This window comes from Streptomyces sp. 12E, from assembly GCF_055633275.1.
The window spans coordinates 7,238,171-7,264,338 of the sequence record NZ_JBVNCJ010000001.1 but is presented as its reverse complement, the minus strand read 5'-3'; the positions used below and the strand labels follow the sequence as shown (position 1 = coordinate 7,264,338).

The window sequence follows — 26,168 nt, the reverse complement described above, 5'->3', positions numbered from 1 at the left end:
ACGCAGTTCCCACGACAGCGGTGTGACCGCATCGGTGACCACCGTCGCGCGCTTGGGACCGTCGGGGAGGCAGCCGTGCTGGTTGGCCTTCACCGCCGGTCCGGTTTTCGCCGTGGGGCGTACTCCTTGCCGTTGAGCGAGACGTCGTCCATGCGGAACCGGAGGAGGACGAGCTTGAGCGAGGGCTCGGCGATGGCGAAGTCGGCGCAGCCGTCGCGGAGTTTGGCGAGCTCGGCGTCGAACGGCTTGCTGGGGAAGGTGATCGCTGCATGGAGGTCGGGGACGCGAAGGGCCAACCGCACGCGGGACATGACGTGCTTCCTGCTGGTGGGTAGGGGTCCGGGTCAGCCGCAGCAGCCGCCTGCCGGGGCCTCCTCGACGGTTGCGCCTGCTGTCGCAGGCGTGCCGAGCCGGACGAGCTGCGGCGCGGGCGCGCAGCAGCCGCCGCCGTCGGTCTGCTGGAGGGTGTCGGGTGTGTCGAACAGGCCGGCGCCGCCGCAGACTCCGGTCTCGGGGAGGGTGAGTTCGACGCGGTCGGCGGACTCGAGGTCGCCGGCGATGGCGGCGGTGACGGAGCGGACCTGCTCGTAGCCGGTCATGGCCAGGAAGGTGGGGGCGCGGCCGTAGGACTTCATCCCGACCAGATGGACGCCCTGTTCGGGGTGGGAGAGCTCGCGGTGGCCGTGCGGGTGGACGGTGCCGCAGGAGTGCTGGTTGGGGTCGATCAGCGGGGCCAGCCCGACGGGTGCCTGCAGGCGTTCGTCGAGGCCCAGGCGCAGCTCGGAGAGGAAGGTCAGGTCGGGGCGGAAGCCGGTCAGGACGATCACCTCGTCCACCGGGGCGAGGCGGCGCCCGTCCTCGCCGACCAGGACCAGGCGACCGTCGGGGTCACGCTCGATCGCCTCGGTACGGAATCCGGTGACCGCGTCCGCGTGGCCGTCGACGACGGCGGCCTTCGCCGCCAGTCCGAGGGCGCCGCGGGCGGGGAGCCGGTCGGCGGCGCCGCCGCCGAAGGTGGGACCGGAGATGCCGCGGCGCAGGATCCACACCCCGTGCGTCCCCGTGCCGTCCTCGGACCTGGCCAGGTCGGCGAGGTGGGCGAGCGCGGTGAAGGCGGAGGCGCCGGAACCGATGACGGCGGTGCGCTTGCCGGCGTAGCGGGCGCGGACGGCGGGGTCCTTGAGGTCGGGGACGCGGTGGGTGATGCGGTCGGCCGCCGCCTTCTCGCCGAGGGCGGGCAGTCCGCTGGCGCCGGCCGGGGACGGGGTGGTCCAGGTGCCGGAGGCGTCGATCACGGCGCGGGCGAAGAGGCGCTCTTCACGGCCGTCGGCGTGGGCGACGTGGACGACGAAGGGCTGGGTCTCGCGGTCGGCGTCCACGATCCGGTCGCGTCCTGTGCGGGAGACACCGGTGACGCGGACGCCGGTGCGGACGGTGCCGCCGAGGACGTCGGCGAGTGGCTGCAGGTACTGCTCCGCCCAGTCACCGCCCGAGGGGTACGTCGCCGGGTCCGGCCTGGTCCAGCCCGTGGGGGCCAGCAGCTTCTCGGCGACCGGATCGACGACCTCCCCCCAGGTGGAGAACAGGCGCACATGGCTCCACTCGCGCACGGCCGCGCCGGCACTGTCGCCTGCCTCCAGGACGAGCGGTTCGATGCCGCGCTCGGTCAGGTGGGCGGCGGCGGCAAGGCCGACGGGTCCGGCCCCGATCACGATGACGGGCAGCTCGGTGGTGACGGGCGCGTTCACGGTGACTCCTCGCTTGTTTCGATATACATCGATGGCTTGCGCGGCCCAGCATGCCATCTGTATTGATGAACGTCAACATAGACATTCATCGAAATCAAGGGTTTGCCGAGGGGACCACATCGATGTCGCCGTCATCGGCGGCGGCCAGTCGGGGCTTGCAGCCGCCTCCGCCTCGCTGCGCTGCGGGGTGCGACCGGTGGTGCTGGAGGCATCCGGTACCACGGCCGGATCGTGGCCGCACTATTACGACAGCCTCACGCTGTTCTCGCCCGCCCGGTACAGCTCCCTGCCCGGGATGCCGTTCCCCGGTGCCGACCGCGACCGCTACCCGCACCGCGACGAGGTCGTCGCCTACCTCAACGCCTACGCCGACCGACTGGACGCCGAGATCCGCACCGGCTGCCGCGTCACCGCGGTCCGGCGCACCTGCGACGTCTCCACAGTGGAGCTGGAGGGCGGCGACCGACCGTCCGCGCGGGCCGTCGTGGCGGCTTCCGGGACGTTCGGACGCCCGCACCGGCCGGCGCTGCCGGGCCTGGAGGAGTACGCCGGCCAGGTGCTGCACGCCGCCGACCACCGCAGCCCTGCCCCGTTCACCGACCGCAGGGTGGTCGTGGTCGGGGCCGGGAACTCCGCGGTGCGGATCGCCGCCGAACTCGCCAGGACCGCCCGCGTCACGCTCGCCACCCGGGCACCGGTGAAGTCCGCGGCGCGGCGCGTCCTCGGCCGCGACCTGCACTGGTGGCTGACCCGCACGGGCCTGGACACCGCACCTCTCGGCCGGCCCACGACGCGCCCGCCGGCGCAGCCGGTCCTCGACGACGGCCGCCACCGGGCCGCCGGACAGCCCGAGCGGCGAGCGATGTTCAGCGGCGTCGACGGAACCAGGCTCCTCTGGCCGAACGGCGAGCGAGAGGAAGTCGACACGATCGCCGTTCGCCACCGGCTACCACCCCGACCTGACCTACCTCACCGGCCTCGACGGCGCCCTCGACGCCGCCGGGAACCCCGGCACCGCGAGGACCTCGCCACGAACGTGCCAGGGGCTGGAGTGGCAGCGCGGCTCGTCGTCGAACTCGCTGCGCGGCGCGGGCCGGGACGCGGAGCGGATCGCCCGGCGACCGACCACCTGCGTCAGCGCCGGTGACGACCCTCCCCGCACTGGTTCGACATGTGTCAACATAGGCGCATGTCGAATGCGAAGGCGCTGCCGCTGCTCGAGCCCGCCGACGGTCAGGGCGCGGCGCCGTGCTGCCCGCCGCTGACCGAGCGCCCGATGAACGCCGAGGAGGCTGAGAGTGCGGCGCGGATGTTCAAGGCCCTCGGTGACCCGGTCCGCCTGCGGCTGTTCTCCGCCGTGGCCTCGCACGAGGGCGGGGAGGCGTGCGTGTGCGACATCTCCGACGTCGGCGTCTCCCAGCCGACCGTCTCCCACCACCTGAAGAAGCTCAAAGAGGCCGGTCTGCTCACCTCCGAGCGGCGCGGCACCTGGGTCTACTACCGCGTCGAGCCGTCCGTGCTCGCCGACATGGGCCAACTGCTGGCAGGCGCCTCGGCTACAGCATGACCACACGCGGACGTCCGCCGGCGGCGCCCAGGGCCGCTGCGCCCGAACTCGCCCGACCGGCACAGCTCCTGCGCCGCGCGCTCCGCGCAGAACCACTCGCCGCGCTCCTCCGCCTCCCGGATCACCAGGTCCAGGTGACCGTGCTCCAGCAGAAGACCTGCTTTCCGGGGAAAAAGGCCGCCGTGGTCGTTCGCCTGCCATACAAGATCATCCGCGTTCACAGCTGGAAGCGTAGGAGCAGCCTCTGACATGCCGTCGAAGGGCGGACGAGCGCGCGTCGGCTTGGCTTGGCGTTCAACCGCAGGTGTTCGGCGGGGTCGAGGCAACGGTGACCTGGGCGGTCCAGGAACCGGGTTCCCGAGGCGGATCCCAGGTCACGTCGATGTGTACTTCGTGGAAGTCATGTGCGAGTCCCACCATCATGGCCGCCGCGGCGGCCCGTGCCTCGGCTGGGCCGGCGTTGACCGGAACATCGGCGAGGCGCCCGCAGAGCATCCCGCCTTCCACGGTGAGGACACTGTGGCGCCAGCCTTCCGGCGCCGCCAGCAGAACGATGCCCTTCGGCATGCCGAAGGGAGGTGACCCCTTCTCCTCCCGCTTTCGTCTCGCCATGGAGCCATCCAACCTCGTCGGCTTCCTGACGGGTCAGGCGGGCAGAGCTTCAGGTGCCGCGGCGGGGCTTGGTGCCGGCTTCGTGGTGGGCGGGACGGCTGGACGCCTCGCCGGTGGCGAGGCACCCGCGGGGATGGTCCCGCACGGGCGACACTCCCGGGTCAGGACGTCACCCTACCGGGGAGACCGCTTGGGCAATGCCCGAGCAGGGTGTTCGTCGGACGCGGAGTGCGAGGTGTGTGGCCGGTGTGCGGGTGTTCAGCCGTAGACCACGGACCACGGGCGTGGGGCGTCGTCCGGGGGGAGGGGAACGCCCGCGCGTCCCGAGGCCGCCGTGTGGTCGCGGGCCAGGACGTCGGCCGCGAGCTCCGCGAAGCGGCGGGCGGCCGGGTGGGCCCCGCGGCCGACGGGCCAGGCGCCGCTGACGCGCAGGGTGAGGGGGCGGTCGGCCAGGGGCCGCCAGGCGACGCGGGGCTCCTTGCGGGCCACCGGCCCCGAGTCGAAGGCGACTCCGTGGCCCGCCGTCACGAGGGCGAGCAGGAACTCGGGGTTGGAGGCGTGGCGGAGACGGCCGGGGACGAATCCTTCGGCGCGGCACACGTCGAGGATCCGGTCGTACCAGCCGGGCGCGTGCGCCCGCGGAAACAGCACCAGGTCGTGGCCCGGGAGGTCGCCGAGCGGCACTTCCGGCAGCCGTGCCAGGGGGGAAGTACGGGGCAGGACGACGCCCAGGTCCAGAAGGACCTCGGGGCCGAGGTGCAGTGCGGTGGCGTCGACGGGGTGGTGCACGAGTCCGACGTCCAGCCCTCCGGAGGAGAGCAGCCGCACCTGCTCCTCGGTGGCGACCTCCTGCAGGTCGACGGAGAGCCCCGGAGCGTGCTCCGCGCAGGAGGCCAGCAGCGCGGACAGCACGGCGGCCGTGGTGTCGGGCGGGACGCCCGCGCGGAGCGTGCCGAGGCCGCCGTCGGCGGCGCGGCGGGCCAGGGTGCGCAGCCTCTTCTCCCGGTCGAGGAGTTCGTGTGCCTCCTCCAGCAGCGCCGCCCCGGCGGCGCTCAGCCGGACACCGCGCTGAGAGCGGTCGAACAGTTCGGCTCCGAGTTCCTTCTCCAGCCTGCGGATCGCCTGGCTGAGCGGCGGCTGGGCCATGCCCAGCCGCTCGGCGGCCCTGCTGAAGTGCAGCTCGTCGGCTACGGTGACGAAAAGACGCAGGTGGCGCAAGAGATCCACGGCCAAGGATCCTATGCGAAAGCCGTCTTGAGGAAATGGGCCGGCCTGCCGACGGCCGGTGGACCAGCTGATGACGGGGCACGTCGATGTCCGGGGGTGAACAGTGATGAGCACGCGAACAGCGATCGAGGATCGGATCCGGCAGGTCTTCACCGAGGCGGGCGCGAGGGGACAGTTGCACGCTGTTCCCGTTCGTGCGCGCACGCCGGCCGCCGGGGGGACCGACGACGAGCGGGATGTCCGTGAGGTCGCCGTGGGCGCCGACGACGCCGTGGTCATCGCTTCGATCTTCAAGGTGCTGCTGGTGCTGGAGTTCGCCCGGCAGGTCGTGGCCGGCCAGCTCGATCCGCGGGAGCGGGTGCGGGTGACGTCGGCCGACCGACTCGGCGGCTGGGGCACCGCCGGCTGCCTGGACGACGTCGAGCTGTCGTTGCGCGACCTGGCCTACTTCGCGATGTCGGTCAGCGACAACTCAGCCGCCGACCTGCTGCTGGACCGGGTCGGTCTGGACACCGTGCGACTGCTCGCGCAGGAACTCGGCCTGGAGCGGACGCGCGTCGTGGGCGGCCCGCGGCACCTGCTGGAGTCGATGCTCGCGGAGGTGGGGGCACGCGACGAGAGGGAGTTCGCCGTGCGCTACCCGGCCCTGCCGGACGAGCGGAAGAGACGGCTGGCGGTGCTGGATCCCCGCCACACCACGGCCAGTACACCCCGCGAGATCACACGGTTGCTCCGGCTCGTCTGGACCGATGCCGCCGGGCCGCCGGAGGCCTGTGCGCTCGTCCGCGATCTGATGGGCAGGCAGCTGTTCCGCCACCGGCTGGTGTCGGGTTTCCCGGACGACGTCTCGGTCGCGGCCAAGACCGGCACCCTGCCCGGACTGCACATGGAGGCGGGCGTCGCCCGTTATCCGGACGGCGAGTGCTACGCGATCGCCGTGTTCGCGCGCACGCACGAATTGACCGCATCCCGTGCCACGGTGGACGCGGCGATCGGCCGGGCCGCCGGATTCGCGGCCGCTTTCCTCCGCGGTGACGGCCGCTGACCGGGGCGTATACCCGTTCGCGTATCGGATGTGCCCGACTCCGGTCTTGGACAAGGGGCTTCGCCCCTTGATCTGCTGACGTCATGACCCAGGACATACACGCCCCGGGCGAACCGGGCGTCTCCCCTCGTCGCAGGTTCGACCGCCGTACGGTGCTGCGGGGCGCCGCGCTCGGTGCGGCGGCCCCGCTGATCCCGGCCACAGCGGCCACCGCAGCCACCACATCCGCGTCCGCCGGCCGCGACCGGGACGGTGACCGGAGCGCCCGTTCCGTGTCGTTCCGCTGGCTCGGCACCACGGGCTGGCGCATCGACGTGGGCGGCCGCACCGTGCTCTTCGACCCCTACCTCACCCGTTTCCCCACTGGGCTGTTCGGCAGCGGTCTCGACCCGGAGACCGAGCTGAGGACGGACCCCGAGGTCGTGGACGCGCACATCGGCCGCCCCGACCTGGTGCTGGTGAGCCACTCCCACTGGGACCACCTCGGGGACGTGCCGTACATCGCCAAGGCCACCGGCTCACGCGTCATCGGCACCGAGACCACGTACCATCTGCTCACCGCCCTCGGAGTCGACCCGGGACAGATCTCCGTGGTGAAGGGCGGCGAGGTACTGGACATCGGCACGGTCACCGTCGAGGTCGTGCCCAGTCTGCACAGCCGCAACAAGAACTGCGCGTACTTCGCCCCGGGCACGCTGAACGCCCCGCCGGCGAAGACTCCCCGCACCATCGCGGACCTGCCCGAGGGCGACACCCTGGCCTTCCGGGTCACGGCCGGAGAGCGCGGCCCGTCAGCCTTCCTCATGGGGGCCAGCGACTTCTCCGAGCGGGCGGTGCGGGGCCTGCGTCCCGACCTCGCGATGATCGCCCTGCCCGGCGTCACCAGCACCACCCACCGCTACGTGCCCCGGCTGCTGGATGCCCTGGACTCCCCCGGTGTCGTCGTTCCCGTCCACTGGGACAACTTCGAGCTGCCGCTGAGCGGTTCCCCGGTCCGCGACCCGGCGATGGACCTCGACACCTTCCTCTCCCAGGTCGGGGAGGCGTCCCCGGCCTCCCGGATCGTCGTCCCGGACTACCGCACCGTGTACGACGGCGACATGCGGCCCGCACGCCGGTGAGCGAGGCCTGCCAGGCCGGTGCGGAGCCGTCGGCCCGGCAGGTCCGGCCCTGCCGGCGCGGGCTCCCCCGCACTGCGGTCACACCCGTGCCGGGGCGGCAACGGACCTTCGGCACTGCTTGGCCCGGACAGTCGTCGACAGCCATGTCAGTATGACGGGACGCTCCGTATTGAGATTGGATACTCCTTGATGGTTCCTGGTCCCCTTCTCAGCTCGAGACGGCATCTCCGCTTGCGCTTACGGCTCGCGGCGCTGATTGTTTCCGTGTTGTCGGGAAGCACCGCCTGTGCAGCGGGTGCCACCGGCGACACGAGCGCCACTGGTGAGACGGTCGCCTCAAGCGTCGCCCCCCGGGCACAGGGCGACGCCTCTCCCGGCTCCGGCCTGACCAAGACGCTGCGAGCACTTGAGAAGTCCTACGACGGGCGGATCGGCGCGGTGGGTATCGACCTGGAGAACGGTCGGACGGTCGGGTACCGGGCCGACGAGCGTTTCCCGTTCAACTCCTCGTTCAAGGTGTTCGCGTGCGCGGCGGTACTGGACAGGGCGCGTACCAGTGAGCCGGGGCTGATGGACCAGGTGGTGCGCTGGAAGTCCGCCGACATGGCCGGATTGACCGCGAACTCTCCGGAAACCACCGAGTACACCGACACCGGGATGACGCCCGCGCAACTGTGCCGCGCCGGGATCACCAAGTCCGACGGGTTCGCTGGCAACATGCTCCTGGAGCAGATCGGCGGGCCGTACGGGCTGACCGCGTTCTTCCGCACCGTCGGTGACCGGACGAGTCGCCTGGACCGGCCGGAACCTTGGCTGACCGAGTGGGAACCCGGCGAGGTGCGGGACACCACCACCCCCGCGGCGGCGGCGCGGACCTTCACCGAACTCACCACCGGTGACACCCTTCAGGCCGGCGACCGAGCGCGGCTGGTCGGCTGGCTGGAGGCCAGCCTCACCGGCGCCAACCGGATCAAGGCAGGACTCCCGAAGAACTGGACGATCGGCAGCAAAACCGGCACCGGCGGCGCAAGCAACCACGGCACCGCCAACGACCTGGCGATCGCCTGGCCACCCGGATCGGACATGCCGATCGTCCTGGCGGTGTTCACCAACCGCGGCCACGACGACACCGGCCACGACGACAAGGTGATCGCATCCACCGCCACCGCACTGGCCACGGCTCTCGGCAGACTCTGACCGGCCGCCGGCCCAGCGCATGGTCAGCGCGACAAGGACGCACGCGCGAAGTCGTCCACGGGGCAACGACCGATGCGGCCGGTCAGGCCGCGAGAGCGGTGGACGGTGCGGGCCGGTCGCAACGTGCCCCCACCGGCCGCGACGGACAAGGAGGTCCGCCATGCAGTACGTACGGCACGCCAAAGGCGCTCTCGCCGTCGTCGCCGCCACCGCGGCCTGCCACACCCTGATGTCCGCCGGCTACGCCTGGGCCCGCGCCAGTAGGGTCACGGACGAGCACACGATGTTCTCCGGCGCCTTCGAGTTCCTGCTCACCACAGCCGCTTCCTGGGCTCTCATGCCCCTCCTGCTGTGGGCCGGCATGAGGGTGATGGGCGAGACCGGCAGCGCCGTGCTCGTACTCGTCGGTGGGCTGGTCTGGGCGGGGCTCTCCGGGTACTGCATCGATGACATCGACCGCGCGGGCGGGCACATACCGGTCCCGGCCCTCGCCGCGTACGTCCTTCTCGGGACGGGGCTGGCCGGGGTCGATTCGAGCCGGACGGCCCCTGACGAGGCCGACAGCAGAGCGGAACCGGGCAGCTGAGGGCTCGCAGAGAATCAAGGTGCTGCTTCCTGTGATGCGGGTCGTTGTGGTGACATAAGCGCTCCGGCACCGGAACACCCCCGCGTCCTCCCCGCCGGTGTGGGGTGCAGCAGGACCGCAGGCACGGACGGCAACGCCCGGGTGGCCCGGTACGGCAATGAGACGAGCACTGGTCCAGCATTCCAGCCACCGTCGAGAGAACTCGCGCGCGAGCCCTCCACCAGCAGCGACGACTTCACGAGTCCCGCACCCGGCCACGTCATGGTCGTCTTCCCTCGCGTGTTGCCGCTCGATGCGGTGCAGCCCTGAGCGACCAGCCGCCCCGTCACCGGCAATCGCTTCCCACGTCGTGAGTGAGGCGTGCTCCGGGGGAGCTTCGGCAGGGCATGAGGTCCCCGGGAGCTGCCGACGACCGGGGAAGGCCAGGGCGGGGCGGGTACGCCGGGCGGCGCGATACGCCCCGGCGGGGATCCGGCTGCCGTGCGACTGCCGCGCGATCGGGTGCGTCCACACCAGGAACGCAGGAAGCCCCGTCGAGGCAGGGTGGGCAAATGGGTCCCCTGCCCCGACGGAGCTCGGTCGGCCGTGCGGTGGGTTACCGGCGCCCGGCAGCGGCCGGTGCCGTGTGCGGCGCTCTCCGGCTCAGCCGAAGTTCACGTCGCTGCACCACATGTAGGCCTGGTCGAGGTGCGAGGCCTGCCAGATCACGAACAGGATGTGGTGTCCGGTGTAGCCGGAGGTGTTGACGTTGAACCTGATGTCCTGCGCCGGGGCGAAGCGGCCGGTCTGCGTGATGAAGTCGAGGTTGCCCCAGCCCAGGGTCTGGGTCTTGGGGTTGAAGCCCTGCTTGCTCACGTAGACCCTGAAGTAGTCGGCACCGTGGGAGGCCTGGTCGTGCAGCTGGACCGTGAAGTTGTTGCTGATGTTGGTCGTCTTCCACTGTCCGGGCTTGTTCAGGCTGGCGTTCCTCGAGAGGTTGTTGCTGCAGAGCGTCCCGTCGGGGGTCCGTGCCTGGAACTGGCCGCCGAGGCCGTCGCGGAGCGCGCTCATCCAGTTCCACATGGTGTCGGCGTTGGCCTGGAATGCCTGATAACACATGGGGTCTTCGGTCTGCATGGCCGGGCTCATGTGGTTGCTGCCCCACGTCTTCCAGCACTGGTACGCGCGGGAGGCGGGGTTGACGATGGTGCCGTGAGCCTGGGCAGGGACCGACCAGGCCAGTGCGCCGACGACCACGGCGAACACCATGAGGAGCGCCTGGAGGGGCCGACGGAGGGACGACCGTGAACGCCCGGTCAACGGACTCTTTTTGCGCATGTGGGGGGAACTCCTTCCAGTTGCAAGACTGTCATGGGAGCGCTCCCAACAGTACGTCTTCTGAGTGAAATGTCAATGAAACAAACGGAGTTGATCATAAAGATGGCGGCGAGCAGGGAATCCGCCGTGATCCGGAAGTCAGAACCGTTCCCGGGGCCGGAGAGCGAGGACGCGGTCCGGACCGGCGTGCGGGACGGCGCCGGGAAGGGGCGTTCGCCGCATGGCGACGGGACCTGGTTCTGGCGTGAGGGCTGTCCGGTTCCACGGCACGCGAGACCTCGGGTCCCGATGTGCGCTTTCGTACGCCCCAGTTGGCCTCGCCGGGCAAGTTGCCCGGTGGGAGCCGTGACTGTAGGGCGCTTCGGGCGGGGAACGCGGAGCGGCCGGGCCCCGGCGAGCTCCTCCCGGTCCATCACCCGGCGTTCCAACACCGCTTCCGCCTCGGCGAATCCGACCATGATTCGTTCCGCCTGAGGGCGAAGTCCCCCGTCCGTGCCCGGGCAGCCGCCTTCCGTTCCTCCGACAATCCCAACCATCGAATGCGTCGGCCAACTCACCTTTGCCGAACCGGAATCGAGCTAGCAAACCCTGCCGCGGCGACACCGGGAACATGCCTGGCAAATAAGCACAACCCTCATATCCGGAGGAATGTCGGCTCATCGTGACGCCGCGTCGATTCGCGGTCTTGCAGATCTGGAGCAGCGGGGGAGACTGCCTTCACGACCGGGTCCGCCCGGTCTCCGGCAGTACCGCACCAAGCAGATCGGTCCCCGTCGCTCCACCGAGATGAGGTCTTGTGAACCGAAACCGAGTTACCGTCAGCGCGGTCGCCGTGACCCTGTTCACCGCCGGCCTCGCCGTCGTTCCGGCAGCCGCCGCCACCGCCGCCGAGGCGGAGGCCCGCGTCGGAGCCGACTGGTCGACTCAGTCGATCGTCTTCACCGCCGCTGCAGGACAGACCAACAACCTCAACATATTCTCCATGTACACCAGCGACGGGATCCGGCGGATCGGCTTCAGCGACGTGGTCCCGCTCGAGCCGGGCGACCACTGTGCGTACTCCAGACCCGAGGAGACCACCTCCGTCGTCTGCGAACTGCCCGCCGACAGCTCCCGGCCCGACAGGATCGACGTCTTCCTCGGCGACGGCAACGACACGATCGCCGCCTTCACCCCCGGGATCGGCAGCGTCAGCGGCGGCCCCGGCGACGACGAACTGCACGCCCACACCGCACGCACGGTGCTGGGCGACGCGGGGAACGACATGGTCATGGGACCCGCGGCCCTCTACGGCGGCGACGGCATGGACCACCTGATGGGTGACAGCAGCAACCAGCGGATGTGGGGTGGCCGGGGCGACGACATGATCGAGGGCTACGGCGGCGACGACACCGTGCACGCCGGCCCCGGCGACGATCACGCCATGGGCGGGGACGGCCGCGACATCGTCCTCGGCGGCCCCGGCAACGACACACTGGACGGCGAAGGCGGCGACGACCTCGTCTGCGGTGGCACCGGAAAGGACGTCCTCGAAGGCGGGCCCGGCCGCGACATCGTCCTCCCGTAAGCGCGCCTTCATGCCCGGAGGCCCTGGCCCGCGGCGTGAACAGCGTCGCGGGCGCCGGGCCACCGCTGTCGGCTACCCGCCACCCGAGCCGCGTCAACCGCGAACGTCGCAGACGGCGGGTTTCCGCGCGACACGAGGTGACCCGGCGGAAACGGTGATCACCGAGTCGGGCCGGTCGAGATCGCGGTGCCGCGGGACCGGGCCGGGTCGTTCGAGCCGTAACTGGCCAGAAAGCGCCGGCGACATCCGGGCGGGGTGGACGAGATGGTCCTGTCACTGTCGGCCAAGGGGCTGACGCACGGGGAGATCTCCGTGCGGGCCTTCCCCCGTGATGGTGCGAACCGCTCCGGGGCCGAGGGAGGCCCTGCGGCGCGACGAGAACGAAGGGATCGCCGGGCCGGCGTCGAGGTCGGCGTGACGAAGGCGTTCCCGCCGGGCAGGTGAGTGCCTCAGCAGCGCAAGGCGCTACGGGCGGGCGAGCTGGAGCCGCGCCGCAAGGAACTGCTCGACCCGCCGAAGGCCGGGATGGTCTGGGAACCGGGCGAGGAGGCGTGGGAAGCCGAGCTCGCCGCGCTGCGTTCCTACCGGCGGACCACCGGGCGCCTCGCACCCCGCCGGGACGCGGTGTGGACCGATTCGGCGGGCGATCCGGCCGACGCCGGCTCCCCCGGCCCGGCCGGGGGCAGACCGCTGCAGGTGCGTGATGTCGCCGGACCGTGGACGCGTCGGCCGACCAGGACGACCGGCTCACCCTCTGGTGGGGAACCCCGCGGGCCCCGTGGTGCGCCGCCGTTTCCGGTATCGCACCCGAGGGAACCCGGCGATGACCCGACACGGAAGGGCACAGACATGGCCAGCCATGAAAACCGCCACGAGGACGGCTACGGCCGGGCCCGCGACCCCGAGGAGCCTGGATCGCACTCGGGTGCGGAGAGCCAGGCCCAGGACCGTTCCATCCCAGGCACAGCGAGCAGCAAGGAGGGTTACCAACCGGAACGGGGCACGACGGCGGGCAAACCTCTCGAGGGCATCGAGGCCGAAGAAGGCGCCGCGCCTGACGACCGCGACGATGAGGAGCCCACCGGTCACAGTTGATACGCGAGGCGCACCGCCTGGCCCTCCCGGCCACAGGTGAACTGGCCTGACACTCCAGCCGGACTTCTGTATTCACCCTGGTCAGCAGCCTTTGTGGGCTCGACGGCCTCGGACTCGGACACGTTCTCACCGGTCATCGACGCATCTTCCATGGTCTGGAGTCACACCGAACGTCTTACGGTCCCGAAGACCGTGGGCGGCTGGGGACCGTTCCCCGCGGGTGCGGGAGCGGGGCCGTCCCGTGACGGCCGGCATGTGGACGTGCCCCGTCGCGGTCACGTCCGCTGGAACGATGTATCGACGACCACTCGGTGATCTCGTCATGGTCCGGCCGGCGTTGGTGCCGGACCTGTCATCGTGGGCTCAGAAAAGTGCCAGGCCCTCGCTGCTGGTGTCCGCGATGACCGGCCGGAACCGGGCGGGGAGGCCGTCCAGGCGGTCGGGTCCGGCCTCGGCCGCCACGGCAGGGACGGTCTCGGCCAGCCAGGTGCGAAACCGCTCGGCGGCTTCGCGGTAGGGGACGTGCGCCAGGACACGATGCTCACCGGAGGGGCACAGGTCGACGGCGACAGTGAACAGGCAGGAACCGGGCGCACGGTGGCTGCCGGTCCAGGACACGCGTAGCGCACCGCAGGGTTTACGCCCGCGGGAGCTAATGGGGTCGCGGTGGGTCGGGCGCAGGGACCGGCAGGCTGTGTGGGCGGTCCATGCGGCGAGGTGGGGCAGGGGCAGGGTGGTGCGGGCGCGGCAGCCGGAGCAGCGGTGCCAGTGACGGAGCCAGTCGGCGGCGTCGGTGTGGAAGAGACGTGTGTAGCGGTTCGCCACCCGGATGTCGCTGCTGTAGAGGTGGTCCGGTCGTTCTTGTGTGTTGCAGGAGTGGCAGAGGGGGGCACGGACGTAGCCGTGTTCGTGGCAGTGGTCGAGTACGGCGGCGGGTGCGGTGCGGCAGACGGCGCACGCCCACCCGGCCACCTTGCGGGAGATGCCGGGCCTTTTGCTGAGTACCGAGTACAGATGGCCTTTCAGTTCCTCGCCGTACGGGCGCGGTGGGGCGGCCGGACGGTCGGGACTCTCCGCCGTCCGCGGGGTGTCGACGCTTCTGGCCTGCCGGTGGCGGGAGGGCGACCCGGCGGCGGTTGCGCCTGCCCGGCGGGTCCGCGCGGCTCGCAGCCACCGCGTTTCGGTGTGCTCGGCCACGTCCAGCAGTCTGACCACGGCGTGCGGCAGCCACCATGTGCGCTGTGCTCCGTCTCGGGTCCGCTCCACGAGTATCCGTCGCCAGTCGATCCCCGCCAGATGACAGAGACGGCCGTCAGCCCGCTCGGGTTCGTCCCGTTCCTGCAGTTCCCGGGCGATGCGCCGACGCCATCGCAGCGGCGTTTCCTCATGATGTTCCTGCTTCGCCCCGTCACGGAACGGACCGATACGGACCAGAGCCCGGCGATCCATCTCCACCGCGTTCAGTTCCGCTGCCGCCCGGCGCACCTCGGCCTCCGGAACACTCCACCGGCCACCGCCGGTCTTCACCGTCGCCACCACACAGCCGCCGAGCAGGACGTAGCCCGCCTGAGCATGAGCAGGAGAGCGGGTGAACGCCGCGGGAGCCGTCGGCACCGCGCTGTCGGCCGTCAAGCCGGCCCACAGAACGTCCGCGGCGCCCAGAGTGATCAGACCGTCCGTACAGCCTGGGATGACACGCTCTGACATACCGACAGGCTAACGGCCGACCTCCGCAACACCGCCCACAGCGCCTCCATACCTGCGGCCTCGACGATCATGCGCCCACGGACCCGCCCCGGCATGAGCAGCCGGACCAGATCCAAGGCCACCGTCAGGCCACAACCCACACCTTTCAGCCGACCTGCTGCCCGGCACCCGTCGTACGCCTCAGAACGGTCCGCGCCACCGACCACACCGGCCAGACGGACAGGAGCATCCCCGCAGGTACGGGGAACAGCAGGCAGTCGACGGTGACGGGGCGTTCGGGGCGGGATCATCCCTGCGGGTGTGCGGGGGTGGTCCCACGATGTCGCCGCGCCGGATCCCCTCTCCCCCGCGGAGACGGTCCGGTCCCGTCACCATGTGCCACAGCGCGCGTTCATGCACCGCAACCGCTGGTGTCCGGGCCGGTGCCGGGTGCCCTGGGGCCGCAGGGTGTCCGGCATCGGGTCAGCCGGACAGTCCGGCCTCCCACCTGCGCAGCTGAAGCACGTGGTCGCTGAAGAGACGGCGGGCCCGGTCCAGCAGTTCACCCACTTCCGCGTCCCCGCGCGGAGTGTCCGCTCCCGGACGCCAGCGCTGCACCGACTGCCCGGCCCACGCGCGCAGCTCGTCGTCCTGATCGTCCAGCAGGGCGACCGCGGCCCGCAGGCCAACGACCCCGCCGCGCGCGTCGAGCAGCCGGAATGCGGCGACCCGGACCGGTCGGGGCCGCTCGGCACCGAGGCGCGCCGTCAGCAGCTTCCCGGGCAGTGTTCCGGCGAACGGGAGCAGCGCGGAGACCGTCTCCCGTACGACGCCGGGTGCCGGATCGTCGAGCAGCGGCAGCAGCCGTGCAGCGTCGGTCACGTCCAGCGTGCGCAGTCCGGCCACCGCCCGCGCCCGCACTGCCGGTGCCGGATGGGTGAGCAGGGGCCACAGCAACTTCGCGTCCACGCGCTCCCCGCACTCTGCCAGCCCGATCACCGCACCGGGCGGCATCGTCGGATCGGCTGGGTCCGCGCATCGCTCCCGGTACCGGGGCAGCGGATCCGTCCCGTGTTGGCGTACGACATACCGTGCGCAGGCCCGCACCAGCGCGGACCGGTCGGTGAGGAACTCCATCGCCCGTTCGGGTCGTTCCGCCCGCCGCAGCGCGGTGACCCCGGCCGATCGCGCCCGGGGATTGCGCGCGCCCAGGAGCGGCTCCAGCACCTCGTCCCAGTCGTCCCCGTCCGCCATGACGGCCAGAGCTGCGTCGGCGCACAGGCCTTGGACGACCGCGTCGTCGTCACAGGCGGCGCGGCGGGCCAGTTCGCCAGGAGAGAGGAGCCCTTCCTCGATGGTCAGCCGGAAGGCGAACCGGCGTACGGCGCGGTCGGTGTGGGTGTGCAGGGGCAGCCGCTCGCGCGGTGCCCGGCGGAGCACACCGCCGAGCAGTTCGAGCCCGTGAGCACCCCGCTCACGCAGGCCGACACGCAGGATCAGCGGCGCGAGGGCGACCGCGGTCTCCGCGTCGAGGCTCTCGCCCAGCAGCCTCCGGGCCCGCTCCCGCACGGGCGTGGCCCAGTCGCCGGCGCGTATGGCCAGCAGCGGAAGGAGCACGGGATGCTCCGCGGCCTCGTCCAGAGCGGTCTCACGCACCCGTCCGTCCGGATGGCACAGCGCAAGAGCGAGACGGGCCCGCGCATCCTGCCTCGCGCCCTCCTCCCGGATTCCGTCTGCCTGGGGCCGGCCGTGCGGAAGGTGCCCGAGTCCGGCGGCCGGTTCGACGTCCCCGGCCGGGTGGCGGAAGCGGTCGGTGATCCAGCGGCGGAAACCGTCGGTTGCCGAGTGCCGTGAAGACGCTCTCGGCCGCAATGCAGCGTCAGCGGCCGCGCCGGAGCGCAGCACCGCGGTCCGGTCCTCCTCCGGCAGCAGCGCATGTCCATACCGGAGAACCTGGCGGACGCCCACGTCAAACGCGGTCCAGGCCCGGGGGTCAGCGGTGTCCAAAGCCTCCGTGAGGGGCGCTCCCCGGATCAGGCGGACTGCCGCTCTCTCGCCGCTTCGGATGTCGTCGTCCATGCTCGTCCTGCCCCTGCCGATCTGCCGCTTCAGGTGATCGTAGGGGTGGGGCGACGGAGCGTCGCGGGAATTACCGCGCCAAGCTGCCGATCAGCCAGTGGTGCTGTGTCCGCGACGTCCAGCCGAATCCGGAGGCGTGGCCGGTCGAAGCGGACGCGGACCGGCCAGGCCGGGACTGGACACCGCCGGAACTGAATCCCCAACGGGCCGGGTCAAACGCCAAGCTCAGGCGTTGGGGCGCTTGCCGTGATTGGCGTTCTTCTTCTTACGGCTGCGTCGCTTGTTCCCTCGCTTGGACATGGTGCACATCTCCCTGATTCGGAACTTTCTACGCCTTGGTCAGCATAGATCCAGCCCGGAATGTCCGCATCAGCGGCGCCGCGGGCGCAGTGCGCGCAGACCGGCCTTCCGCCGTCCTGGAACAATCACTGGCTTCATGTCTCATGAGGTCTCCTTGACGGTTTGTCGTCAGGAGATCCGTGGCGGCCCCTTCCAGGTGACCGCCGAGCGCAGTAGCGGTGGTGCCGCCGGGGCACCGAAGAGTGTCGGGTCGTCGCCGAAGGCCGAAGAATTGGCGCCCAGGAGGCGTGGATCGCGGCGCGAAGCGCACAGCGGCGGGGCCCCGCAGATCCTGCGGGAAGCAGCCCTGGACGATTCGATGACAGGACGAGCCGTCGCGGGCGGGGCATCTTGGGCCACTTGATGTGGTGCAGCCGGTGGACCGCGTCCGGGAAGTCAGATCCTCTTCGGCTGTTCATTTCGTCCTGCGAACGGTGACGACGGGGCAGTGCGCGTGTGTCATCACGGCCTGGCTCACCGAGCCCAGGAGCAGTCCGGCGATGCCGCTGCGCCCACGGGCGCCGACAACCAGCAGCTGAGCTGCCCTGCTCGCCTCGAACAGGACCTCACGCGCCTTGCCTTCCACCAGGTCGTGTCTGACGGCGGTGTCCGGATGGGTGTCCGTGCGGCCGGCGACCGCCTGGGCCAGCAATTGCGCTGCGGACCGGGAGGTTGTGCCGGGCGGGGCCTTGTCCGGCTGCCATGCGTGAACCGCCACGAGCTCAGCCTGGCGCTGCGCGGCCTCGGCGAAGGCCACGTCGACGGCCTCGTCGCTGTCCGGGGAGCCGTCGACCCCCAATACGACAGGCCCTGCGTCGGCGGATGTCCGGTGTTCTTCACGGACCGTCATCACCGGGCAATGACTGCGGGCGGCCAGGGACACCGGCGTGGATCCCAGCAGCAGGCCCAGGACGCCCCCATACCTCTGGAACCGACGACGATCAGGTCCGCAGCCCGTGACTCGGCTTCCAGCATGTGCACCACATCACCCGTCACCACGGCCTTGATCACCACGACCTCGGGCGCCACGTCAATGGCGTGGGCCGCCGCTTCGTGGACCAGCGTCCCGGAAGCCGGGTCCGGCACCATGTACCTCGGCTTGAGCGGGACTTCGACATGCACCACACGCAGCTTCGCACCGCGCCGTGCTGCCGCTGCGGCGGCTCCTTCCACGGCGGTAAGACTCATCGCCGAGCCGTCCACCCCGACCACGACCAGGTTGCTCATAGCTGACTGCTCCGCTTCAGGCTGTGGATTCCCAGCGTCGCTCCATCGGGATGTCGCTGCAATCTCTGTGTGCCCCCGTCCACCGCACAAAGGTCGCTGGGACGCTGCCCGCCGATTGACCCGGTCCCGTCGTACGAGGTCATGGCGGGACCGAGCCCGGAGGGGATGCCCGAGGCGCGTGCGATGCGCCGGCCGGTATGGACGGATCGAAGCTCGTCCCGAAGGCCCAGGCCGGCGAGCGGGAACGCGAGCGGTGGCCCGGCCGCGCAGGCGGTAGTCGTCGAAGGCGCAGGTGCGGCCGTCCTCGTCGCACCGCGTCCAGCCGTCGTGGTTCACCGTGCGGCGGGTGTTGTTGGTGATCTCCGCCCACTCGCGGTTCAGGGAGAGGTTGGAGCGGTCGTCGCGACCCGGGAGCCGTACTGCACATCCGAGCTCTACACGTCCGGTCGGTGCGGGCGGTGCTCGGCCACCGGCGTGGGCATGGTCGGGAGCGCGGTCAGGGCGCCGGCACTCAAGGCAGCGGCGGTCGGGCGACCGGCAGTGATGGACTTCGACACAGGCTCCCCGGCAGGGTGCGGACACGCGCGGCGCGAGGACCGCAGGTCCGGGGGTGCCCGGTGCGAGCGGCGGCCCGTCGGCCGCCGCTCGCACACCCCGCCCGGGCTGTGGATGAGACGTGAAGCCCGCCAGGGATCATCCACATCACGGCGACCGTCATCCGTGATGTTCGTTTACATGCGGAATGCGCAAGGTCGACGCTTCGGGGCCGAGAACCATTGCGGGGCTCGATGCAGGCCCGCGGACGCCGTGGCGCCCCGCCCCCGGTGGCGGGGCCGGCCCCCGGAAGCGGGTGACAGTTCCTCGCGCCATCGCTGTCTGCCGGGCACGTACATGCAGTGGTACAAGCAGGCCCCGGAACGGAAACTCCGCCCTGACCGCAGACCATCACGGTCACGCCAGGCAACGGGTCCCGCTCCCTGTCCGTGCCGCCCGGAGCCGGCTCAGTGGCAGGGCATGCTCATGTAGAGCGCCTGTTCACCTCTTGATGAGGTGCCTTCGTAGAGGGTGGTGTCGAGTCCGCAGAAGGCGAAGCCCATCCGTCGGTATGCGTGGATCGCCGGCGCGTTGATGTTGGTCACCTCCAGCCAGAGGTGGCCGGCACCCAGCCGGCGGGCGGACTCCCTCGCGAGTCCCATCAGCGCGCGGCCCACTCCCCGGCCGCGGTGCGGCAGGGCCACTGCGATGTTCTCGACGGTCAGCCGGCGGTTCCAGCCGGAGTACGAGACGGTGACGAACCCGGCCAGGTCACCGGCGGCGCCGTGGGCGACGAAAGTGCGGGAGTCCGCGTCGCCCTCGTCGTCATCCGGCTCGTCCTTGGGGAACACCTTGGTCAGGGGCGGCTTCACCGGGATCTCCCGCAGCGCGAACCCCTCCTCGGTGACGATCACCTGGAATACGGTTTCGGTGGTGAAGGAGTCGTCCAGGGCCCTGATGGCCTCGGTGTCCTCGACGGCGGCGATGCGGTACCGGTAGGCCGTGTCGCCAACAGTGGTCATGGCACGACGCTACGACCACTCCGATCACGGCAGGACGAGTTTCGGCCGGGCCCGCCGGGCCCCAGGCCGCCGGGCGCCTCGGCTCCCTCCACGCCCTCGGCAGCCCAGGACTACACGTCCGGCCGGCTTCCGGCAGTTCACGCAGCCCTGACAGAAGATCGTCGATGCTGCTCTCGTGCCAGGGCATCCCCCGCTTCAGCCGGGGCGGATTCTCTACCCGGACAGCGAGGGTGATGCCACTGCTGCCCCGTCCTGCCGTCGGGCGTGGCACCTCCGTAGCGCGGCTACCGGCCTACCGGTGCAGGTGGGCCGGAGCCTCATCGCTTACGGGCAGAAACGCTCACGTGGCAGGAGCTGCCGGACGATGTCCGGTTCTCCGTCTCGTGTGCGGGCGTGGACCGTGTGGGCCAGCGGTGGGGAAGCCAGTGCCGTCGCCGACGGTGACCAGCAAGACGGCGGCGGTCCTGGGCCGACGCCGGGCGGTGCCGACTCAGGGCGTGGACACATCTCCGCCGATGCATACGCGCCCCCTCGGCACTCGACACACGCGCCCATTGGACCCGAGGCCGCGCCCCCTGACGAACCCGATGACGGGACCTGTCCGCCGCACGATCAGCGGAGCGGCACCCGCGTCGGCTCACTCGTCGATTTCGGCCAGCGTCAGGCCTCCACTGGAAACGGCCCTGTGCCACCCAGCCCGGCGCCGAAGGCACCATCTGCGAACTCGTCAACGCCCACCGGGCCCGCCACGGCCACCGCACAACCCACGTCCAGCGCACCCTGACCGGCATCGCCCTCGCCATCGAGCGGCTCGCCTCACGAGCGGCTGAGCACCTCCACCGCGCCAGAGACCTCACGGCGTTCCAGCACTGCATCGGCGCCCGGGAGCTGACCCGGGGATGCTGGTGGCGGCAGGGCGGATGAACCCAAGTCCCAAGATCTCCGACGGAGTCGCTCAATGTTCTGCGGACCGGGCGGTGAGCCTGTCTCCGGCGGTGTGCGCCGGCAGGAGCGGTTCGGGCACGGGCGGATTGCTGCCGTAGGGGCGTGTGACGGCTGTCGGCCGCGTCGGCATCTGACCGGATCGCGGGTCCCGCTGGAGTGAGGGCAGGACCAACTGCCACCAGTCGGGGAGGCGGCCGGTGAGGGCGTGCGGGCCCTCCAGCGCCTCCGTGAGCGTGCAGAATCCGAAGAAGGCCCGGACCAGGGTGCGGGCGGTGGCGGCCGGGCGGACATCGGCGGCCAGCTGCCCCCCTGCTCGGGCCTGGGCGAGCAGACGTGTGGCTGCGGTCGTCCAGAGAACGAAGGGGTCGGGAAGATCCACGTTGATGGTGTGGCGCTCGGCCCACAGGCGGGCGCCCGCGCGCGTCAGGGGATCTTCGGCGAGGGCGCGGGCGATCTCGTAGCTCAGTGCGACGAGGCGCTCCAACGGCGGCATGCTCCGGTCGCCGTACCGTGTGACGAGGCTCGGCCAGGTCGCGAAGCCGTCCTGGACGACAGCCAGGGCGATGCCTTCCTTACTGGCGTAGTGGAAGTAGACGGATCCGCTGGTTCGGCCGGACCGGGCGCTTATGTCGTTGACGCTCGTGCCCGCGTAGCCCTGCTGGGCGAAGAGGCAGGCTGCTGCCTCCAGGAGTGATCTGCGGGTTGCTCTGGCCCGTTCCTGCAAGATCTCGTGCACCTCAGTTCGGCTCCGTAGTGAACGACCCAAAATGTAGTGCGCCCGCGTACGCCTGGAGCGATGAACCGTCAGCCCCGCGCGGTGATTGCGCATTTCTTTCGAATCTGAACACCCACGGGTGGAAATTGGCTTCCCGGGTGCCGCTCCTGGTTCGCCGACCGACTCCCTCAACGCATGGAAACACGTGATTCCCTGCCGCGCACGTATGTCGCAACTTGCTTTCAAGCAAGTGTTGATGACGTTCCGTCAGAAAACCGAGAGCAGTCGGCTTCGGTGACCGCTTACACCTTGATCACCTGATGGTCGAGTACTCGAAGTGGTGATTGCACCGCTTTTCCGGGCCTAAATATCGTAGTCGTTGCAATGTTTTTCCTTTGCGGCTGATGCCCTGAAATGCGAGCCGTCCCGCCGGTCGAACCGTCGGCGGAGCGCCGGCTTTCCCTGCGGCCCGTCATCGAGGGCCGCGCCACTTCACCCCGCGGTCCCACGACTCGCGTGACCGCCCTCGCCCTCTCCCTTAGGAGGCCGCCATGACGCCGACGCTCCCAGCCCTGTCGAACTGGTCGCCCGAGGCCATCGTCTTCGACTGCGACGGCACACTGATGGACACAGAACGTCACTGGCAGGATGCGCGTAACCGCGCCTTCCGTGAGTTCGGTCTACTGCCCCCTCCGGGCTTCGCCGAGCGCGCCAAAGGCGTGCACTACGTCGACTGCGGCCGCCTGATGGCCGAGGAGACGCACAAGCCCGAACTGGCCGCGGACCTGACCGCGGCGCTGCTGGGACATTTCCTGTCCCTTGTGGCGGAGGATCCGCTGACGATGCCGGGCGCCTGCGAGCTGGTGAGTCTCCTCTCCGGGCGGATGCCGCTGGCCGTGGCCAGCAACTGCCCGCTCGAGGTGGTGGAGGAGAGCCTCGGCCGCGCCGGACTGCGTCGCCACTTCCGCCACATCGTCGTGCCCACGGTGCCGCCGGGGAAGCCGGCCGCACCGAAGCCGGTGAGTGACGGCGAGCGGTCGAAGGTGGTACGGCCCAAGCCGTGGCCCGATGTGTACACCACGGCGGCACGTCTGTGCGGAGTCCTCCCGGAAGCCGCGCTGGCCGTCGAGGACTCCCTCACGGGGATCGAGTCGGCGTGGCGTGCCGGCCTGCGGGTGCTCGGCGTGGGCCCGCTGCCGGACGGCGGGGACACCGGGCATGCCGATGCCTGGGTCATGGCTCTGGATCGCCAGGAGGTGCTGGGGTGGGTGCGGGGGTGGCGGCGCACCTCGCCACCGGGTGCCGGACAGGACCACGGACGTCACGAGCCGTTCTAGGAGTTCGTGTCGCGCCTCGTTGCGGACCGACGCCGCGCGCAATTCGCCGCCGACCGCACCGGATCCAGGACACACCCCGGCACGCCCTCCGTTTCCGCCGGGGCGGCACGGCCCTCCCGGGACCGACCGGCCCTCCCGGTTCCGCCGGACAGCCACGGCCGTACCCGCAGGCGCACACCACGAGGGGGCGTGGACGAGGAGTGGGCGGCCCCGGGCGCCCCTGGCCCACCCGCGGGTCGGATCCGCAGGCGAGCCGGTCCGCTGACTGACGTCGGGACGGGTCCCTTCAGCGGTGGTCCCACCACCAGGAGATGCTGGGGTAGGGCAGAGGGCTGGTGTCCGTGGTGGACAGCGAGGGCGCCCAGCAGGCGGGGGTCTCGGTGACGTCTTCCAGAGCTATGCGTTGTGCCGCTGACGGGTGATAACGCGGCGCGCACCAGTAGGTCTCGGTGTTGGCGATGATGAAACAACCGAGTCGCTCGATGAGGTACCGCAGGGGCGGCTCGGCCGAGGGCATCAGGCGCTCGCGCAGACGGAGGACGAGGAGCATGAGGCGGTCACGCACCTCGACCGCTGCGGCGACGGCCTCGTCGAAGGAGAGTCCGCGAGCCGCTTGCAGGATGCCCACGACGTTCGGGGAAGTCTGGCCCTCTGCCTTTTCCTTGCGGTAGGAGAAGACGTCGTTTTCCACTCCGACGAGCAGAGTCGTGCATTCGATCAGGGCCTGGACCGCCGGTGCGTTCCATTCCTCGTCCGGGATGGGAGCGGGGCCGCACAGTGCGATCTCCGCAGCGTACGTGCAACCGCCGACGTCGTGAATGCGCAGGGCGAGGTATTCGTCCTCGGTGGGTTCGTCCAGGTGGAGCTTGTGAACGCCGCTGGTGAGCGTGCGCCTGAGTCCGGCGCTCACACGGGCCACCTGGGTGGGGGTGCACTCCGCGCGCAGCTGCTCCATCGCATCGTGCAATGCCGCGATGAGGGGACTCGCGTTCCTCGGCACCCGGTATCCCGGAGACTCCATCACATGCGCGGCCCGGCCCACGAATCGGATGATTTCGCTGGTCCGGCTGGAGGCTTCGGGGTGGTCGAGCACGTCATCGTCGACGACGAGGGCCCACTCGTTCAGGCAGCCGAGGCCGCGGAGCACCCCCTTGCTGGTTTCCGGGGTGGAGAACCTTCCGAGGCACCAGGCCATGACAGTCCCGGGAACGTGGTGGGGTTCGGGGCTCACTTCGGCCCAGCCGTACGACTCCTTCCACGCGTGGACCTCGGCCACGACCTCCGTGGGAACGTGGGACGGCTTCGGCATCGGCAGGGGACAGTGGAAGCGCGGCGTGCTTCCCCGCTGCGCTGGAATCGCCGTCCGGCCCACTTCCGGTGTGCTGCTCATGCATGCTCCTTGGTCAAAGTCGTGAGGGTGATGGCCTGAAGGTGTGCCCGCCGAGATCGGCCGACGCGTGCTGGTTCCGCCCGGCCGGGCGGATGCGGCCGGGCGGGTGGATGCGGCCGGGCGGTCCCCGTCGGTCACGGGGAGCCCGGTGAGGGGTTCCGGCCCGCGGCTGGCGCCCGCTGGGCTTCGGGGGGCGCGGCGTCGCGTGGTTCCGCGATCACGGGGCGGCGGCCCGGGCCGGGCAGGGCGTTGCGGGTGCGGTGGCGGAAGGCCAGGAGGCCCAGGAGTGCGGTGGCGGCGAACCACAGCAGTTGCAGAGCGAGGTAGGCGGGCACGGCGGTGGTCGAGAAGCCGGCCGCGGTGGCGGCTTGGACGGAGCCGTAGGTGGGCAGCAGGCGTGTCAGCGGGTTGTCGGCGCCGGCGCTGACGACGGGGTTCTGCAGGGCGACGTCGATGACGCTGGTCATCACCAGGGCGAACATTCCCTCAACCTCGCGGCACAGCAGGGACCCCACGACTACGCCCATGGCTCCGTAGGTCAGCGCGGCGCAGAACAGCGCGGCGGCGAGCGGGTAGGGCTGCTTCGGTGCCCAGGCGGTGCACATGACGGCGGTGGCGTAGACGGCCAGGAGCGCGGACGCCAGGACCAGAGAGGCTGCCTTGGCCAGGACGAGGTGGGTGCGGGGGTAGCCGGCCATGGCCAGGCGCCGGTCGAAGCGCCCGCCGGTGAAGGTGGCGGCGAACATCATGAACCCGGTGACCAGGGTGACCGCGTTGAGGGCACCGGTGATCTGCGTCAGCTCGTTGCCGGCCGGCGCCAGCCTCTCCCCCGTGGCGGGCAGCTGGAACGGAGCCGCCCTGTCGGGGATGGTGAGGTAGACCAAGCCGACCCAGGTGGGAATGAAGAAGACGACCAGCAGCATGGCGAACCGGTTACGGGCGTGTTCGGTCAGGTCGTACCGGGTGGCTGTGGTGAACAGGATCAGGTGTCTCCTCATGCCGCTGCCCCCGTCTCCCGGCGCAGCGTGCCCGCCTCCAGTCGCCACAGCTCGTCGAGGCGTTCGCAGTCGTGGGCCAGGTGGGAGACGACCAGGACGGAACGGCCGGCGTCGCGCAGTCGGGCGGCCAGTTCCCAGAACCGCTGGTAGGTGTCCCAGTCGAAACCCTGGTAGGGCTCGTCCAACAGCAGAACCCGCGGATCGTGCATGAGCGAGAGCGTGAGGTTCAGCTTCTGCCGGGTCCCGCCGCTGAGCGCCCCGGCCCGCACATCGGCGTACCGGGAGAACCGCAGAGCCTCCATCACCTTCTCGGCGTGACGCAGGTCGGCCAGCGCGAAGGCCGTTCCGAAGAACTCCAGGTGCTGCCGGACGGTCAGGGCGTCGTTGAGGACCACCTCCTGCGGGCAGTAGCCGAAACGCCCTCCGTGACGCACCGTGCCGCGATCCGCTCGCAGTTCGCCGGCGAGGATCTTCAGGAGAGTCGTCTTGCCCGCGCCGTTCTCGCCGACGATCCCTGCCAGCACACCGGGCCGGAGGTCCAAGTCGACACCCCGCAGGACCCTCCGCCGACGGTAGGCGCGATGCACCCCCCTCACCTCCACCGCGCCGCCTCCAGCTCATCCAGTAAGTACTGTCGCCATGTCATCTGCCAATTCGATGACACGAATACGGCAAGATCCCCGGCCTGGGCACCAAACCGCCCGAAACGGTGAAACCGATGCCCTCATAGTTCGATCGGAATGACTGCGCCCACGTGGGGAGCAGCTCCGGACTTCGAGCGGGGACGGCGGGGACGGGACCGGTACCGGGCGGG

Annotated in this window: 23 protein-coding genes and 4 pseudogenes; 11 read left to right on the top strand and 16 right to left on the bottom strand. The window is 70.7% G+C overall.

Going from position 1 to position 26,168, the window contains the following annotated elements:
• Positions 1–48: 48 nt before the first annotated feature.
• The 3 genes and pseudogenes from ACZ8ZB_RS33300 to ACZ8ZB_RS33290 all read right to left on the bottom strand — a co-directional run.
• Positions 49–93 (bottom strand): annotated as a pseudogene (locus tag ACZ8ZB_RS33300) (hypothetical protein); the annotation flags it as partial.
• Between the two features lie 68 nt (positions 94–161).
• A pseudogene (locus tag ACZ8ZB_RS33295) lies at positions 162–311 on the bottom strand (VOC family protein); the annotation flags it as partial.
• Positions 312–344: 33 nt separating this feature from the next.
• Entirely contained in the window at positions 345–1,748 is a 1,404-nt protein-coding gene (locus ACZ8ZB_RS33290) for an NAD(P)-binding domain-containing protein (protein ID WP_470741283.1), read from the bottom strand.
• Here ACZ8ZB_RS33290 and ACZ8ZB_RS33285 point away from each other — a divergent pair.
• The gene (locus ACZ8ZB_RS33285) at positions 1,654–2,895 is read left to right on the top strand and encodes a flavin-containing monooxygenase (protein WP_470741282.1); all 1,242 of its coding nucleotides are present in this window, start codon (positions 1,654–1,656) and stop codon (positions 2,893–2,895) included. The two genes, ACZ8ZB_RS33290 and ACZ8ZB_RS33285, sit on opposite strands and share 95 nt — an antisense overlap.
• Positions 2,896–2,937: 42 nt before the next feature.
• Entirely contained in the window at positions 2,938–3,315 is a 378-nt protein-coding gene (locus ACZ8ZB_RS33280; protein WP_470741281.1) for an ArsR/SmtB family transcription factor, read from the top strand.
• A gap of 294 nt (positions 3,316–3,609) precedes the next feature.
• On the opposite strand, the gene ACZ8ZB_RS33275 is transcribed toward ACZ8ZB_RS33280, so the two are convergent.
• Positions 3,610–3,882, bottom strand: coding sequence for a hypothetical protein (locus ACZ8ZB_RS33275; RefSeq protein WP_470741280.1), 273 nt, complete (start codon positions 3,880–3,882; stop codon positions 3,610–3,612).
• 303 nt (positions 3,883–4,185) lie between these two features.
• On the bottom strand, positions 4,186–5,154 hold the full coding sequence (locus ACZ8ZB_RS33270) for a LysR family transcriptional regulator (RefSeq protein WP_470741279.1): 969 nt from the start codon (positions 5,152–5,154) through the stop codon (positions 4,186–4,188).
• Between the two features lie 106 nt (positions 5,155–5,260).
• On the opposite strand from ACZ8ZB_RS33270, the gene ACZ8ZB_RS33265 reads away from it, so the two are divergent.
• The 4 genes from ACZ8ZB_RS33265 (at position 5,261) to ACZ8ZB_RS33250 (ending at position 9,103) form a co-directional block, all read left to right on the top strand.
• A complete protein-coding gene (locus tag ACZ8ZB_RS33265; protein ID WP_470741278.1) occupies positions 5,261–6,199 on the top strand; it encodes a serine hydrolase in 939 nt (312 codons plus the stop codon).
• An 83-nt stretch (positions 6,200–6,282) separates the two neighbouring features.
• Entirely contained in the window at positions 6,283–7,320 is a 1,038-nt protein-coding gene (locus tag ACZ8ZB_RS33260; protein ID WP_470741277.1) for an MBL fold metallo-hydrolase, read from the top strand.
• Between the two features lie 267 nt (positions 7,321–7,587).
• On the top strand, positions 7,588–8,517 hold the full coding sequence (gene bla, locus ACZ8ZB_RS33255; RefSeq protein ID WP_470741276.1) for a class A beta-lactamase: 930 nt from the start codon (positions 7,588–7,590) through the stop codon (positions 8,515–8,517).
• A 160-nt stretch (positions 8,518–8,677) separates the two neighbouring features.
• Complete coding sequence (locus ACZ8ZB_RS33250) at positions 8,678–9,103, top strand: hypothetical protein (protein ID WP_470741275.1); 426 nt, start codon at positions 8,678–8,680, stop codon at positions 9,101–9,103.
• A gap of 642 nt (positions 9,104–9,745) precedes the next feature.
• On the opposite strand, the gene ACZ8ZB_RS33245 is transcribed toward ACZ8ZB_RS33250, so the two are convergent.
• The gene (locus tag ACZ8ZB_RS33245; protein ID WP_470741274.1) at positions 9,746–10,420 is read right to left on the bottom strand and encodes a lytic polysaccharide monooxygenase auxiliary activity family 9 protein; all 675 of its coding nucleotides are present in this window, start codon (positions 10,418–10,420) and stop codon (positions 9,746–9,748) included.
• 796 nt (positions 10,421–11,216) lie between these two features.
• Here ACZ8ZB_RS33245 and ACZ8ZB_RS33240 point away from each other — a divergent pair.
• From ACZ8ZB_RS33240 to ACZ8ZB_RS33225, 4 genes and pseudogenes are all read left to right on the top strand, one after another.
• Positions 11,217–11,987, top strand: a complete 771-nt coding sequence (locus ACZ8ZB_RS33240) for a calcium-binding protein (RefSeq protein WP_470741273.1) — start codon at positions 11,217–11,219, stop codon at positions 11,985–11,987.
• Positions 11,988–12,152: 165 nt separating this feature from the next.
• Positions 12,153–12,299 (top strand): annotated as a pseudogene (locus ACZ8ZB_RS33235) (transposase); the annotation flags it as partial.
• Between the two features lie 90 nt (positions 12,300–12,389).
• A pseudogene (locus tag ACZ8ZB_RS33230) lies at positions 12,390–12,617 on the top strand (hypothetical protein); the annotation flags it as partial.
• Positions 12,618–12,836: 219 nt separating this feature from the next.
• A complete protein-coding gene (locus tag ACZ8ZB_RS33225) occupies positions 12,837–13,082 on the top strand; it encodes a hypothetical protein (RefSeq protein WP_470741646.1) in 246 nt (81 codons plus the stop codon).
• Positions 13,083–13,445: 363 nt separating this feature from the next.
• Here the strand turns inward: ACZ8ZB_RS33225 and ACZ8ZB_RS33220 are convergent, their stop codons facing one another.
• From ACZ8ZB_RS33220 to ACZ8ZB_RS33190, 7 genes are all read right to left on the bottom strand, one after another.
• A complete protein-coding gene (locus tag ACZ8ZB_RS33220) occupies positions 13,446–14,789 on the bottom strand; it encodes an endonuclease domain-containing protein (RefSeq protein ID WP_470741272.1) in 1,344 nt (447 codons plus the stop codon).
• Positions 14,790–15,251: 462 nt separating this feature from the next.
• Positions 15,252–16,847: a hypothetical protein gene (locus tag ACZ8ZB_RS33215; RefSeq protein ID WP_470741271.1), complete on the bottom strand. Its 1,596-nt coding sequence runs from the start codon at positions 16,845–16,847 to the stop codon at positions 15,252–15,254.
• 225 nt (positions 16,848–17,072) lie between these two features.
• The gene (locus ACZ8ZB_RS33210; protein ID WP_470741645.1) at positions 17,073–17,147 is read right to left on the bottom strand and encodes a 50S ribosomal protein bL37; all 75 of its coding nucleotides are present in this window, start codon (positions 17,145–17,147) and stop codon (positions 17,073–17,075) included.
• Positions 17,148–17,601: 454 nt separating this feature from the next.
• The gene (locus ACZ8ZB_RS33205) at positions 17,602–18,069 is read right to left on the bottom strand and encodes a universal stress protein (protein ID WP_470741270.1); all 468 of its coding nucleotides are present in this window, start codon (positions 18,067–18,069) and stop codon (positions 17,602–17,604) included.
• Complete coding sequence (locus ACZ8ZB_RS33200; protein WP_470741269.1) at positions 18,036–18,413, bottom strand: universal stress protein; 378 nt, start codon at positions 18,411–18,413, stop codon at positions 18,036–18,038. The genes ACZ8ZB_RS33205 and ACZ8ZB_RS33200 overlap by 34 nt, the downstream gene beginning before the upstream one ends.
• Before the next feature lie 1,001 nt (positions 18,414–19,414).
• Positions 19,415–19,969 carry a GNAT family N-acetyltransferase gene (locus ACZ8ZB_RS33195; protein WP_470741268.1) on the bottom strand — a complete coding sequence of 185 codons (555 nt, stop codon included), beginning with the start codon at positions 19,967–19,969 and terminating at the stop codon, positions 19,415–19,417.
• Positions 19,970–20,924: 955 nt separating this feature from the next.
• Positions 20,925–21,650: a ScbR family autoregulator-binding transcription factor gene (locus ACZ8ZB_RS33190; protein ID WP_470741267.1), complete on the bottom strand. Its 726-nt coding sequence runs from the start codon at positions 21,648–21,650 to the stop codon at positions 20,925–20,927.
• A gap of 530 nt (positions 21,651–22,180) precedes the next feature.
• On the opposite strand from ACZ8ZB_RS33190, the gene ACZ8ZB_RS33185 reads away from it, so the two are divergent.
• The gene (locus ACZ8ZB_RS33185) at positions 22,181–22,966 is read left to right on the top strand and encodes an HAD family hydrolase (protein WP_470741266.1); all 786 of its coding nucleotides are present in this window, start codon (positions 22,181–22,183) and stop codon (positions 22,964–22,966) included.
• A 286-nt stretch (positions 22,967–23,252) separates the two neighbouring features.
• Here the strand turns inward: ACZ8ZB_RS33185 and ACZ8ZB_RS33180 are convergent, their stop codons facing one another.
• From ACZ8ZB_RS33180 to ACZ8ZB_RS33170, 3 genes are all read right to left on the bottom strand, one after another.
• Entirely contained in the window at positions 23,253–24,356 is a 1,104-nt protein-coding gene (locus ACZ8ZB_RS33180; RefSeq protein ID WP_470741265.1) for a terpene synthase family protein, read from the bottom strand.
• 134 nt (positions 24,357–24,490) lie between these two features.
• The gene (locus ACZ8ZB_RS33175) at positions 24,491–25,354 is read right to left on the bottom strand and encodes an ABC transporter permease (RefSeq protein ID WP_470741264.1); all 864 of its coding nucleotides are present in this window, start codon (positions 25,352–25,354) and stop codon (positions 24,491–24,493) included.
• Positions 25,351–25,956, bottom strand: a complete 606-nt coding sequence (locus ACZ8ZB_RS33170) for an ATP-binding cassette domain-containing protein (RefSeq protein WP_470741263.1) — start codon at positions 25,954–25,956, stop codon at positions 25,351–25,353. The genes ACZ8ZB_RS33175 and ACZ8ZB_RS33170 overlap by 4 nt, the downstream gene beginning before the upstream one ends.
• Positions 25,957–26,168 lie beyond the last annotated feature (212 nt).